The sequence below is a fragment of the Lawsonibacter faecis genome (assembly GCF_014287675.1).
In the GTDB taxonomy this organism is placed as follows: Bacteria; Bacillota; Clostridia; order Oscillospirales; family Oscillospiraceae; genus Pseudoflavonifractor; species Pseudoflavonifractor faecis.
The window spans coordinates 62,702-74,604 of the sequence record NZ_JACOPQ010000001.1 but is presented as its reverse complement, the minus strand read 5'-3'; the positions used below and the strand labels follow the sequence as shown (position 1 = coordinate 74,604).

The following is an 11,903-nucleotide window of genomic DNA, read 5'->3' as shown; positions in this document are numbered from 1 at the left end:
GAAACAGGGTGAGCGCGTGACCGGGATGAGAGACGAGGCGTTTATACGGGAGAAGTATGAGGCGCTCCCCGACGCAGAGCGGTGGCAGTACGCGCTCATCAGCCTGAAGATAAAGCGCTTCCGTACCTTCAACCGGATCTATGGCCGGGAGGCGGGGGACGCGCTGATTGAGAAGGTCTATGAGATTGTAGCCGGCTGGCTGGGCGAGGGGGAGTACATCGCCCACATCCGTGTGGATTATTTTAACGTCCTGCTCCGCTTCCCCAGGGAGTTCAATCCCATTCTGGATAAGATTATCGAGCTTAACGCCTGTATCCGCGACATGGACGATCCCCGCTTTCACGGCAGGGTCTTCTGTGGCTTCGGCATCTATCCCCTGGAGACAGGGGTGGACTTCTACACCGCCCAGTACAACGCCGACGTGGCCCGGACGGAGTGCCCCGAGCGGGAATTTCGCAACTCCCATATGGAGGTCTACGGCGTCACCGTGGAGGACAAGGACGCCCGGTACTACGACCTCATCGACATCATTAAGCCCGCCCTGGAACGGGGGGACTTCAAGCTCTACCTGCAGCCCAAGGTGGATCTGCGCACAGGGGAGGTCCACTCCGCCGAGGCGCTTATGCGCTGGATTGATCCCGAGCGGGGGATGCTGAACCTGGGGGATTTTCTGCCCATGCTGGAGGAGACCGGCCTTATCGGGGATGTGGACGGGTACCTCTTCGAGCAGGTCTGCAAGTCCATCAACCGCTGGCGGGAGGTCTATGGGAAGAAGATTCAAATCAGTGTGAACCTGTCGGCGGCCCTCTTTAACTTCCGGGACTTTTTCAAGGTGTACCGGGGGGTCCACAAGCGGTACGGCACGCCTACCGAGTGCATTGAGTTCGAGGTGCTGGAGAGCATCGTGCTCAACGAGGTGGAGCGGGTGCGGCATGTGGTCAACGAGCTGAAGGACTACGGCTTTACCAGCGCCCTGGACGACTTCGGCAGCGGCTACTCCTCCTACAGCGTGCTCACAAGCGCTGAGATACATACCCTCAAGATCGACCGCTCCCTCTTCCGGCACGAGGAGGACGAGCGGGAGCGCATTATCATCCGTCACATCATCCAGACCGCCCGGGAGCTGGGGATGCGGACCGTGGCCGAGGGCGTAGAGACCCAGGGGTATGTGGACTACCTGCGCTCCCTGGGCTGCGACTACATTCAGGGCTATGTGTTCTATAAGCCCATGCCCGTGGACGAGTTCGAGGAGCGCTTTGTCCGCGGAGATGAGAAGGCCCATTTTGAGCACTGAGGGGAGGCGTTCTGATGCAGCATGAGATCACCCGGCCCATCCCCCTGCTGGACGAGCGGGGGAACCTGACCGAGGCGGGGTACGCCAAACGGCTCCTGCCCGTCTACGACCGCGCCAGGGTGAGGGGCGGGGCCACCCGGCTCAAGGAGTGGGACTACTACCTGGTGATGAACGACCGCTTTGCGCTGGCCCTCACCATCGCGGACAACTCCTATATGGGGCTGGACTCCATCTCCCTGCTGGACTTCGACGAGGGCTGGCAGGTGACCCGCAGCCCCATGCGTATCCTCCCCATGGGCAGGACCGGCCTGCCCGCCGCCTCCGACCGGGGAGATGTGGGAGTCTCAGGGAAGGGGTACGGCATCTTCTTCCGCGTGAGTGGAGAAAAGCGGCTCCTGTGTGCCCACATGGACAAGTTTCAGAACGGCGAGGCGTTGGACGTTCAGATTGCCCTCACCGACGCGCCGGAGGAGTCCATGGTGATCTGCACGCCCTTTCATAAGCCGGGCCACTTCTACTATAACCAAAAAATCAACTGTATGCGGGCCACGGGCAGGGTAACCCTGGGGGAGAGGACCTACTCCTTCCGGCCCGAGCACTCCTTCGGCACCCTGGACTGGGGGCGGGGGGTGTGGACCTATCACAACACCTGGTACTGGGGCTCCGGCTCCGGTCTGGCGGATGGCGTGCCCTTCGGCTTCAACATCGGTTACGGCTTTGGGGACACCTCTGCCGCAAGCGAGAATATGCTTTTTTATGATGGAACCGCCCACAAGCTCTCCCGGGTGGCGTTTCACATCCCCCGGCGGGGCGGCAGGGACGATTTTATGTCCCCCTGGACCTTCACCAGTGACGACGGCAGGTTCGAGATGGACTTCGTCCCCATGCTGGACCGGGCGGCCTGTACCAGCGTGGGGGTTATCAAGTCCGACCAGCACCAAGTCTTCGGAAGATTCACCGGCCGGGCCGTCCTGGATGGCGGCGGGGTGATTGAACTCAAAGATTTTATGGGCTTTGCGGAAAAGGTGGAGAATAAGTGGTGACGCCGGCGGGGCTCTGCGGCTTGGCCGGGGCCTTTTATTGAGGCGGCCTGCCTGCGCCGCCGCTCCCCGCCGTGTAAAACAAGTAGCCCCCTGGGCGCAAAACAAGGGTTTTGCACCCAGGGGGCTACTTTATACCGCCTGAAAAGTATGCTCAAAAAAGCGATAGTCCTGCTCCAGTTTGGGCAATAATGGATAAGAGCCCTGGTGGAGCACCCAGTCGATGACCACACCCCGAAAGTGGCGGAAGAGGAAGTCCGCCACCCACTCGGGGGACTGGCCGGGGATGAGCATCCCCAGCGCGTCAATCTCCCGGATGCACTCCAGCATGGCCCGCAGTGTGAAGCGGGTGGGGGCCATGGAGGCGAAGGAGGGGGTGGTGAGCCGGTGCTGGTAGTACCGGGAGACCAGCTCGTATCCCTGCTCCTGGAAGAACCCGGCGTACCCGGACAGGAGAAGGTAGAGCCGCTCCAGCGGCGGGTCCTCCTCGCGTCCCGCCATACGGCTCTCCATATAGGCGTCCAGCGAGGAGAATCCCTTGACCAGCAGCGCCTCCTTGGAGGGGAAGTGATGGTAAAAGGCCCCGGTGGTAATGCCCGCCCTGCGGCAGATGTCCCGGATGGAAACCTTGTCGAAGCTGCTCTCCCGGGAGAGCTCGGCGGCGGCGTTTAAAATTGCCTGCTCGGTCTGCCGCGCCTGTTCCTTGCGCCGCTCGTGGTAGTCCATAAAAACCTCCTGTGAAAACAGCCTGCCAGGCCCCGGGTTTCCGGGATTCGCCCGGCCAGGGAGCCGACCGGGCGAATCCCGCCTTGACAGGAAGAATACGCCCGCATATAATAGTCACATAACGTTGTTATGTTATTAAAGACAGTTGATATTATAGAGTAGGATGATAAGCTTGTCAAACCCCGAAAAGATCGCCCTTCTGACCGACTCCTGCGCCGATCTCACCCCCGCCGCCCGCGCGGGCAAGGCCATCTATGTGGTGCCCCTGCGCATCCGCTGCCGGGACCGGGAGTATTCTGACGGCGTGGACATTTTTGCGTCCGATATTTACCGCCGCCAGGGCCTGGGGGAGCTGCCCCAGACCTCCCTGCCCGACTTTTTCGACGTGGGGCGGACCCTCAGCCAGATCGCCGCCGACGGCTACAAGAAGGTTATCGCCGTCCATCTCTCCTCCGGTCTCTCGGGTACCTACAACATGATTCGCCTCCAGGGGGAGAGCCGGGAGGATCTGGAGGTCAAGGTCTTCGACTCGGTGAGCGGCGCCCTGGGCATCGGCATTACCATCCTCCAGCTCTGGGAGGATATTCAGGGCGGTATGGGCTGGCGGGAGCTGGTGGAGCGCCGGGTGCCCGGCCTGATCGCCGGCACCTTCCCCTTCTTCTCGGTGGACACCCTGGAGTACCTGGCCAAGGGGGGGCGCATCGGCAAGGTGACCGCTATGGCGGGGACGATGCTGAACATCAAGCCGCTCATCACCTTCGCGGGAGACGGGCAGCTTCAGAGCGTCGCCAAGGTGCGGGGCCGCAGGGCGGTCCAGGACAAGCTCATCGAGTTGGTGGGGAAGGCGCTGGGGGAGCATAAGCGGTTCAACCTGGCGGTGGCCAACGGCGGTGCGGCGGAGGAGATGGCCCAGCTCCGCGCCCGGATGGAGACGGCCTTCCCCGGCTTCGACCACTTCTGGGAGGGCGAGCTGGACGCCACGCTCAGCGTCTATATCGGCAGCGGCGTTTTGGGCGCCGGCGTGCAGGTTTTGGACTAAATTAAAAATGACGTACTGCGTGAGCAGTACGTCATTTTTACATCAGTGGGGGCCGGCGTAGGGGCGGTACCGCCTTCCAGCCCTTCGCCGTCCCGGCCTACCGCAGCAGCGGCATGCTCCCCGTCAGCTTGTTGACCAGCTTTTTCGGGCCGCAGAGGGCCAGCCCCAGGTAGTTCATCCCGCAGCTCTCCACCTGCCCGGCCCGCTTGATATACTCCTCGTACACACGGCAGCCCTGGGCCACATCGGAGAAGTCCACCACCGTCACCCCGGCGAATTCCGGCTGGTAGAGCCGCTCGCGCAGGAGCTTGAGCTGCAGCCCGTCGGTGCGCAGGATGGGCACCGGCAGGGCCACGATGCCCAAGTGGAGTCTGCCGCCCTTGTCCGTCACGTCCGGACCCACGGCATCGGGCTGCCGTTTGCCCAGCGTCACGCCCAGGATGGCCGCCGTATTGGCGATGACCCCCGTGGGCAGCGCCCCGTCTATCACCATCACACATTTCTCGCTCTGATAATCCAATATAACGCGCCCCCTTCTGATAGGACCATACCAGAAAGAGGCGCGTTTTTCTTGCACAATATTGCCCCGCACCCGGTATCTCCGCCTCAGATAAGCTTCCGGGCGAAACGGCGGCAGAGGAGCCAAAGCCACCCCAGTCCCGTGAGGACCGTGGGCAGGAGCCAGAATACCTGGCCGTCCAGGGCCAGCCGAGCCATCCAAAAGGAGGGGAGAAAGGCGGCTGCATACTGGAGCGGGCCGTCCAGGAAGAAGGGGAGGAACAGCCCGGTCAGCGCCAGCGTGGAGAGCTTGACCAGGGCCATGCCCTCCACCTTGTTCCCCGCGAAGGCGGGCACCAGCAGGGCGGAGATGGCGCCGGAGAGGCCGCCCGACAGGGCCAGTGGCAGTATCAGCCAGGGAGCCGGCCGGGTGAGGGAGAGGCAGGCGAGAAGGGGCACTGTATATGCAGCCCCCAGCAGGACGGGGACAAAAACCCGGGTGAGAAGATACCCGCCCCGGCCCAGAGGGGTCACCGCCAGATACCGGGTCAGGCCGTCGTCCCGCTCCTCCAGCACCACCATCACCGAGACGTAGGCCAGCAGAACGGGGGCGACCACCGCCACCAGCAGGTCGGATATGAGGTAATAGGGCGCGAGAACGGCCCCGGCTTGAAAATATGCGGTGAGCCAGCCCTCGGCCAGGGGGAGGAGCAACCGGAGGGCGGCGGCGGCCAGCAGCGGCACGGGCAGAACCCAGAAGAGCATCAAATCCGAGCGCAGCGCGGCCCAGAACCCCCGCAGGGAGGCGACTGCGGCGGTCATAGCCTCACTCCTCCCATGTCGGTCAGTCTGCGTCCCGCCGTCCGGGCGGTCAGGGCAAAGGCCGCGGCCACCCAGGGCAGCAGCAGGAGGGGGGCGGCCGGATTACCCCGCAGTCCCGCCGCGATCAGCGCGCCGGGATGCCAGGAGAGCCACCCGGGCAGCATACCCAGAAGGCCCAGCAGTCCCGGCAGGCAGAAGAGCACCTCAAGAGCGGTGGAGAGCAGGATAAAGCGGTTGAGGCTGCCACTGTGGAGGCCCGCCGTCATGCCCAACAGGGAGAAGAAAAAACCGCCGGTGAGAAGGGTCAGGAGCCGGGGGGCCAGGACCTCCGCCGGGCTGAACACACTCAGCACCGCCCCCACCAGCGTACCCGCCAGGGCGAAGGCCAGGGCCTTGGAGCACACATAGGCCCAGGCCGGGGCGGGAGAGACCGCCAGGGCGGGCAGCACCCGCTGGCTCTTCTCCAGCAGCAGCAGGGCGCCCATAAAAAAGAGCCCCATGGCCGCCGGGTCGGTAAAGACCAGAAACGTGCAGACCGTCTCCCGCAGCCCGGCGGGACAGGCGGCCAGAATCAGAAGGTAGAGGAGGCAGAAGAGGGCGTAGAGGGCGAGAAAGCCGTACCTGACCAAAAACTTCAGGTCGGCGCGGAGCAGGGCGGTCAGTCTCATTGCAGCGCCCTCCCCGTGATCTCCAGGAACACGTCGTTGAGGGTGGGCTCCTGGGAGTGGATGGTGCGCAGCCCTCCTTCGGCCACGAGAGCGGAGAGAACGGCGTCGTCCCCCGTGCCGTCCAGGGGACAGGCGGCGGAGCGCTCCCCGCCGTTTTCCAGCCAGGTGTAGACGAGCCTTGCCGCGCCCCTGCGCATGACCAGATTGTGAGGGGTGTCCAGCGCGCGGATGGTCCCGTCCACGATGAAAGCCACCCGGTCGCACAGCTCCGCGGCATCGGCCATGTTGTGGGTGGTGAGGACCACCGTCTTCCCCGCGTCCCGCTCCGCCAGAATGAGATCCTTCATCACCCGGGCGTTGGCCGGGTCCAGGCCGGAGGTGGGCTCGTCCAAAAAGAGGAGGGCGGGGTCGTGAAGGAGGGCGCGGATAAAGCCCAGCCGGGCCTTCATGCCCTTGGAGAACCCGGCCACCTTCTTGTCCGCGTCCCGCAGAAGGCCCACCGAATCCAGCAGGGCGTCCCGGCTGCGGAGGGGACCCTGGTAGAGGGAGCCGAAAAAATCCAGGTTCTCCCGGGCCGTCAATTTTTCGTACAGGCAGGGAAATTCAAAGTCCACGCCGATCTTTTCATAGAAGTCCCGCCCCCGTTTGGCGATCTCCGTGCCCGCCGCCACCGCCGAGCCGGTATAGCCGCTCAGAAGGCCGGTCAGGAGCTTCTGGAGGGTGGATTTGCCCGCGCCGGAGGGGCCGAGAAAACCAAAAATCTCGCCTTGCTCTACAGAAAAGCTCATATTTTCAATAAACGGGGCCTTTGTGTATCCAAAACACAGGTTTTGTACCGTAATCATGGTGAATCCTCCGAAAAAAGCTCTCTACAAATTCCATAAACCGTAATCTTCAAAGCGTCGTCAAAATGCTCCTCGCCGATCTCGGGCCTGTGCATATAGAACATGGCCGCGCCCCGAAGGGCCGCGCTGTAAGCCTTTGGGTCCTTCCCCGCCAGCTGCGGCAGCTGAGCGAAGAGCAGCTCCACGCTTCCGTCGTCGGTCTGCTGGTGCTCCGCCACCAGCTCGGGCGGCAGCTTGCGGAGAATGAGCTCCAGCCCGCCCTCCGTCATCAGGGGGAGTAAAAAGGTATCCGCCGCCACCTGGCACATGGAGAGCAGAGCATCGGCAAATTCCCGCCAGCCGATTTGTTCCCCCGCCTGCGACAGCCTGACCAGAAAGCCTTGATGGATGCGGTTATGGTACTCAATGAAGAGGGAGAAGAAGAGCGCCTCCTTGGAGGGGTAAAACAGGTAGAAGGTGCCCTTGGGAATGCCGGCCCGGCGGACCAGCTCGTCCACGGTGGTCTTGCGGACGCCGTAGCGTTCCAGGCATTCGGCGGCGGCGGCACGGAGCCGCTGGTCAATCAGAGTGCGCTCCTGGCCGGAGAAGGATTTGGGAGCCATAAAATCACCTCAAAACTATTTGACCAAAATAAACGATATAGTCAATATAACGCGGAGAGGAGGCATTGTCAAGTGGAATCTGCGTCCCATGCCCCAAAGGCATCAAAAACGGCCGCCCAAGTCTGGGCGGCCGCAGGTAAACCTTTTTAGACGAGGCTCTGGAGGTACCGTCCGGCCTGAAAGGCGGCCGCCGCTCCGTCGGCGGCGGCGGTGACCAGTTGGCGCAGATCCTTGACGCGGGTATCGCCGGCGGCGAAGACGCCGGGGACGTTGGTATGGGTGTCCTCGCCGGCCAGGATATAGCCGTGCTGATCCAGCGCCACGGGCGGGGCGAAGGCGGCGTTGTCGGGAATGAGGCCGACGGCTGCGAAGACGCCCGCCACCGGAAGCTCCCGCTTTCCGCCGGGACCCTCCACCCGGATGGCCTCCACCTTCTGTTCGCCCAGAATCTCCAGTACCTTGGTGTTCATCACCCGCTCCACCGCGTCCGCCCCGGCCAGACCGTCGGTCAGGTGCTTTTCGGCCCGGAAGGCATCCCGGCGGTGGATGAGATAGACTCTGGGACAGATGTTGGCCAGGAAGAGGGCGTCCTCCAGGGCGGTATTGCCTCCGCCCACTACGGCCACGTCCTTCCCGCGGAAGAAGTTGCCGTCGCAGGTGGCGCAGTAGCTCATGCCCCGGCCCGCCAGCCGTTCCTCGCCGGGGACCTCCAGCTTCCTGCGGCGGACGCCGTTGGCGATGATGACGGCCCTGCCGTCGTATACGCCCGACGGGGTGGTGACGCTCTTCACCCGGCCCCCGTCCGCGAGGCCGGTGACGCCCTCGAACTTCATCTCCGCGCCCAGCGCTCTGGACTGCTCATAGAGGTTCATGGAGAAGTCGGAGCCCGCCACGTTTTTGATGCCGGGCCAGTTTTCAATCTCCGGGGTGGTGGCCGCCTGGCCGCCGGGGGCGCCGCCCTCCAGAATCAGGGCGGTATAGCCCGCCCGCTTGGCGTAGATTGCGGCCGTCAGCCCCGCGGGGCCGCCGCCGATGATGATGATATCGTACATACGCGCGCATCCTTTCTCTATAGAAACTAATGAGAATTATTCTTGATAATAGTATAGCACAGGAGAAGCCGTTTGAAAAGAAAAATTTGACTGGGAGGGAAACTTCCGCCCGCGGCGGGGCGCTGAGCGGATAAAAAAACCGCATGGGATACCATGATAGTATCCCATGCGGATTAAAAGTCATGCGCTGTGCTCGGTGGGCTCGTTGGTGTCCAGGCCGTCCTCGCCCGCATTCTCGGGCAGGGCGATGGCCTCCGGGAAGGAGATGGCGGCCTTAAAGAGGTCCCCGTCGATATCCAGCCGGAAGGTGCCGTCCTGGAGCTCGGTGAGGCTGCGGGCAATGGAAAGTCCCAGGCCGGAGCCCTCGGTGGAGCGGGACTCCTCGCCGCGGACGAAGCGCTCCATGAGCTGGTCGGGCGGGATATTCAGTGCCTGGCGGGAAATATTTTTAATGGAGAGGGTAATGCTTCCGTCCCAGCGGACCACATTGAGGTAGATCCGGGTACCCTCCAGGGCGTATTTATAGCAGTTGGACAGCAGGTTGTCGATGACCCGCCACAGGTGGCGGCCGTCGGCCCAGACGTAGAACTCGTGGTCGGGCAGGACGGGGACCACCTCCAGCCGCTTCTGCTCAAATTTCTCCTCGTACTCGCCCAAGGCCTGGACCACCAGCTGAGCCATGCCCAGACGCTCCTTGTTGACGGTCAGGCTGCCGGTGGACGCCTTGCTGGCCTCCACCAGGTCCTCGGTGAGCTTCTTGAGCCGCTGGCTTTTGCGGTCCAGCACCTCAATATATTCGGCGGCCTGGGGGTTTTCAATGGGCACCTTTTTCAAAAGATCCACGTAGTTGATGATGGAGGTGAGGGGCGTCTTCAGGTCGTGGGAGACGTTGGTGATGAGCTCCGCCTTGAAGCGCTCGGACTGCATCCGCTCGTCCACGGCGGTGCCGATGGCCCCGCCCAAATCGTTAAGCTGCTCGGCGTGCTGCCGCAGGTCCCGGTACATGCCGTTGGTCTCAATCTTATAGTCCGGGTCTCCGCCCACAATTTTGGCGGTGCCCGCCCGGATGGCCCGCCACTGCCGCGCCCAGCGGCACAGGCACCAGAGGACAAAGCCCTGGTAGACGGGGATGAGGATAACGGTGAGGGTGGTGAGGAGTGTGCCCAGCAGATACAGCAGGAAGAAGATGACCGTCTTGCGGCTGAGGGACCAGCCGCGGACCACGCCGCCAACCCCACGGCCGATGGCGGCGAAGAACCGCCAGACCAGGGTGCCGCGCAGAAGGCGGCGCATCTTCAGCCGGACGGTGGTGGTGAGAATGAGGCCCACCGCCAGAGCGGCGCCCAGGAGCGTGAAGACGCCCAGGCCCACAAAGACAGCAGGGCGGCCGCTGCCCTGATTGAACGCCCACGTGATCTGGTCCCCGGCATTGAAAAGGACTGCCCACAGCGTACAGTCGAGCAGCAGATACACATCGTAGGGGATGCGCTCCTGCCAGCCGGGGGCGACGGTGCCGTCCTCCTGCCGCCCGGCGGCAGCGCAGAGGAAGACCAGAGACGCCACGGACAGAAGGCAGGAGATCAATGCCACAATCGCCACGACGGGCAGCGTCTTCTGGAATTTCTGGTAGCTTGTCATACTCTCGGCGAACTCGTCCTGCACCGTCATGGGCCGGGCAACGCCATACTCAATGACCACCTCGCGGGTTCTGATGCGGGTATCGTATTCGGAGTCGTAATTGTAGAACTGGTAGCCGTCGGAGAAGTAGCCGTACTCGTTGTACTGGCCCCTGCTCTCCCTGGGGTCGCACTCCACGCGGACGCCGTTTTTCATCATGACCCGGAGAAGAATGACGTCGGCCTCATCGTCCTCAAACGTGACGTCGGCCCTGTGAAGCTGCTGATCCATGGTGAGCACCTCCGTGGAGGAGCGCTCAAAGCCCGCCACGTTCTCCAGGGAGGCGCCGCCCAGGTTGTCGTCCAGCAGGCGGCCGTCCTGGTCGTGGATTTGGTAGCGGAAATTGGTGGCCGAGGGGTCGAGCTGCTTCTCCAAAAAGGCCAGCCGCTCCTGCTCGGAGTAGTTCAGGGTGCCGCCCCACTCCTGCTGCTGCCGGAGCTGAAGAATCTCCCGCAGGCCGTATACGAAGTCCTGCGCATCGTCCACCGCGGTATAGCTGCTGTAGTAATCCCCGCCGGTCCAGAAATCATCCCACTTCCAGGTGATCATGAACGTGGACCAGAAGGCCACCGACACCAGCACCAGGCACAGAAGGAAGGCACCGGCACGGTAGACCGGATTCGAGCGGGCGGTATTCAGCTTCATCATGGGAATCACTCCTAGAAGGGGTTCAGGGCGGATTCCCCGGCCGGCGCAGGCCGTGACGCGGCGATCCGTCTCTTACAGCTTTTCCATCTTATAGCCCAAGCCCCAGACTACCTTGAGGTAGCGGGGATTGGCGGGGTCAATCTCAATCTTCTCCCGCAGGTGGCGGATATGGACCGCCACAGTGTTCTCTGAGCCCAGGGAGGGGTCGTTCCACACCTGCTCGTAGATCTGTCCGGTAGAGAAAACCCGGCCGGGGTTGGAAATGAGCAGCTTGAGGATGTTGTACTCAATGGGGGTGAGGGACACGCTCTCGCCGTCCACCGTGACCGACTTGGCGGCGTCGTCCATGGTGATGCCGCCGTTGCGCAGGAGGCTGGTCTCCTCCTGAACCCCGCGCCCGCCCAGGGTGGTGTACCGCCGGAGCTGGGATTTCACCCGGGCGATGACCTCGATGGGATTGAAAGGCTTGGTGATATAGTCGTCGGCCCCGATGTTGAGGCCCAGCACCTTGTCCGAGTCCTCGCTCTTGGCGGTGAGAAGGATGATGGGGATATTGCACTTCTCCCGCAGCTTTGCCGTGGTGCGGATGCCGTCCAGGCCGGGCATCATGATGTCCATCAGAATCAGGTGGATATCCTCCCGCTCCACCAGAGTGAGCACCTCGGTGCCGTCGAAAGCCTTGAAGGTGCGGTAGCCCTCGCTGGTCAGGTAGATGTCCAGTGCGGAGACGATGTCGCGGTCATCGTCGCAGATGAGAATGTTGTACAACGCATTCACCTCATATCAGTATCATAACCGGGGAAGTTTAAATCGCAACGGGGGAAATCCTTAAGAAGCCTTTAAGATGCGGCTCTTTCCCTATTCTACCCTATTTGAGCGGCGGTTGGCAAATAGATTTCGGGGAGAAGGTATAGCCGCCGGGGTGATTGCCGCGCCCGCCGCCATGCCCCCAAGAACCCCGGCCCCATCCGTCATGCCGCTTGTCAAAGAAG

The 11,903-nt window shown here is 62.8% G+C and carries 12 protein-coding genes; 3 read left to right on the top strand and 9 right to left on the bottom strand.

Annotated features, from left to right (window positions below; genetic code table 11):
• The first annotated feature begins 25 nt into the window (after positions 1-25).
• Together H8S62_RS00325 and H8S62_RS00320 are read left to right on the top strand one after the other, a co-directional pair.
• Positions 26-1,294 carry a bifunctional diguanylate cyclase/phosphodiesterase gene (locus tag H8S62_RS00325; RefSeq protein WP_155145565.1) on the top strand — a complete coding sequence of 423 codons (1,269 nt, stop codon included), beginning with the start codon at positions 26-28 and terminating at the stop codon, positions 1,292-1,294.
• A 14-nt stretch (positions 1,295-1,308) separates the two neighbouring features.
• Complete coding sequence (locus H8S62_RS00320) at positions 1,309-2,337, top strand: DUF2804 domain-containing protein (RefSeq protein WP_186918134.1); 1,029 nt, start codon at positions 1,309-1,311, stop codon at positions 2,335-2,337.
• A 129-nt stretch (positions 2,338-2,466) separates the two neighbouring features.
• On the opposite strand, the gene H8S62_RS00315 is transcribed toward H8S62_RS00320, so the two are convergent.
• Entirely contained in the window at positions 2,467-3,060 is a 594-nt protein-coding gene (locus tag H8S62_RS00315) for a TetR/AcrR family transcriptional regulator (RefSeq protein ID WP_155145414.1), read from the bottom strand.
• A 163-nt stretch (positions 3,061-3,223) separates the two neighbouring features.
• Here H8S62_RS00315 and H8S62_RS00310 point away from each other — a divergent pair, with 163 nt between their 5' ends.
• Complete coding sequence (locus H8S62_RS00310) at positions 3,224-4,099, top strand: DegV family protein (RefSeq protein ID WP_155145416.1); 876 nt, start codon at positions 3,224-3,226, stop codon at positions 4,097-4,099.
• A gap of 97 nt (positions 4,100-4,196) precedes the next feature.
• On the opposite strand, the gene H8S62_RS00305 is transcribed toward H8S62_RS00310, so the two are convergent.
• The 8 genes from H8S62_RS00305 to H8S62_RS00270 all read right to left on the bottom strand — a co-directional run bounded on the left by H8S62_RS00305 (position 4,197) and on the right by H8S62_RS00270 (position 11,679).
• Positions 4,197-4,619 (bottom strand): DUF2000 domain-containing protein, encoded by a 423-nt coding sequence (locus H8S62_RS00305; RefSeq protein WP_155145418.1) that lies wholly within the window; start codon positions 4,617-4,619, stop codon positions 4,197-4,199.
• Between the two features lie 86 nt (positions 4,620-4,705).
• Positions 4,706-5,419: an ABC transporter permease gene (locus tag H8S62_RS00300; RefSeq protein WP_186918133.1), complete on the bottom strand. Its 714-nt coding sequence runs from the start codon at positions 5,417-5,419 to the stop codon at positions 4,706-4,708.
• Positions 5,416-6,087 carry an ABC transporter permease gene (locus H8S62_RS00295; RefSeq protein WP_155145421.1) on the bottom strand — a complete coding sequence of 224 codons (672 nt, stop codon included), beginning with the start codon at positions 6,085-6,087 and terminating at the stop codon, positions 5,416-5,418. Before H8S62_RS00295 ends, H8S62_RS00300 begins: the two co-directional genes overlap by 4 nt.
• Positions 6,084-6,932, bottom strand: a complete 849-nt coding sequence (locus H8S62_RS00290) for an ABC transporter ATP-binding protein (RefSeq protein ID WP_155145423.1) — start codon at positions 6,930-6,932, stop codon at positions 6,084-6,086. Before H8S62_RS00290 ends, H8S62_RS00295 begins: the two co-directional genes overlap by 4 nt.
• On the bottom strand, positions 6,929-7,534 hold the full coding sequence (locus tag H8S62_RS00285) for a TetR/AcrR family transcriptional regulator (RefSeq protein ID WP_186918132.1): 606 nt from the start codon (positions 7,532-7,534) through the stop codon (positions 6,929-6,931). The genes H8S62_RS00290 and H8S62_RS00285 overlap by 4 nt, the downstream gene beginning before the upstream one ends.
• A gap of 146 nt (positions 7,535-7,680) precedes the next feature.
• The gene (locus H8S62_RS00280; protein WP_186918131.1) at positions 7,681-8,586 is read right to left on the bottom strand and encodes an NAD(P)/FAD-dependent oxidoreductase; all 906 of its coding nucleotides are present in this window, start codon (positions 8,584-8,586) and stop codon (positions 7,681-7,683) included.
• 180 nt (positions 8,587-8,766) lie between these two features.
• Positions 8,767-10,911 (bottom strand): sensor histidine kinase, encoded by a 2,145-nt coding sequence (locus H8S62_RS00275; RefSeq protein ID WP_186918130.1) that lies wholly within the window; start codon positions 10,909-10,911, stop codon positions 8,767-8,769.
• A gap of 72 nt (positions 10,912-10,983) precedes the next feature.
• The gene (locus H8S62_RS00270; protein WP_155145432.1) at positions 10,984-11,679 is read right to left on the bottom strand and encodes a response regulator transcription factor; all 696 of its coding nucleotides are present in this window, start codon (positions 11,677-11,679) and stop codon (positions 10,984-10,986) included.
• Positions 11,680-11,903: the final 224 nt, after the last annotated feature.

Coding starts and splice junctions, on each gene's coding strand:
- H8S62_RS00295 (WP_155145421.1), bottom strand. CDS start 6,087: ATGAGACTGACCGCCCTGCTCCGCGCCGACCTGAAGTTTTTGGTCAGG.
- H8S62_RS00310 (WP_155145416.1), top strand. CDS start 3,224: ATGATAAGCTTGTCAAACCCCGAAAAGATCGCCCTTCTGACCGACTCC.
- H8S62_RS00280 (WP_186918131.1), bottom strand. CDS start 8,586: ATGTACGATATCATCATCATCGGCGGCGGCCCCGCGGGGCTGACGGCC.
- H8S62_RS00290 (WP_155145423.1), bottom strand. CDS start 6,932: ATGATTACGGTACAAAACCTGTGTTTTGGATACACAAAGGCCCCGTTT.
- H8S62_RS00320 (WP_186918134.1), top strand. CDS start 1,309: ATGCAGCATGAGATCACCCGGCCCATCCCCCTGCTGGACGAGCGGGGG.
- H8S62_RS00325 (WP_155145565.1), top strand. CDS start 26: ATGAGAGACGAGGCGTTTATACGGGAGAAGTATGAGGCGCTCCCCGAC.
- H8S62_RS00275 (WP_186918130.1), bottom strand. CDS start 10,911: ATGATGAAGCTGAATACCGCCCGCTCGAATCCGGTCTACCGTGCCGGT.
- H8S62_RS00315 (WP_155145414.1), bottom strand. CDS start 3,060: ATGGACTACCACGAGCGGCGCAAGGAACAGGCGCGGCAGACCGAGCAG.
- H8S62_RS00285 (WP_186918132.1), bottom strand. CDS start 7,534: ATGGCTCCCAAATCCTTCTCCGGCCAGGAGCGCACTCTGATTGACCAG.
- H8S62_RS00300 (WP_186918133.1), bottom strand. CDS start 5,419: ATGACCGCCGCAGTCGCCTCCCTGCGGGGGTTCTGGGCCGCGCTGCGC.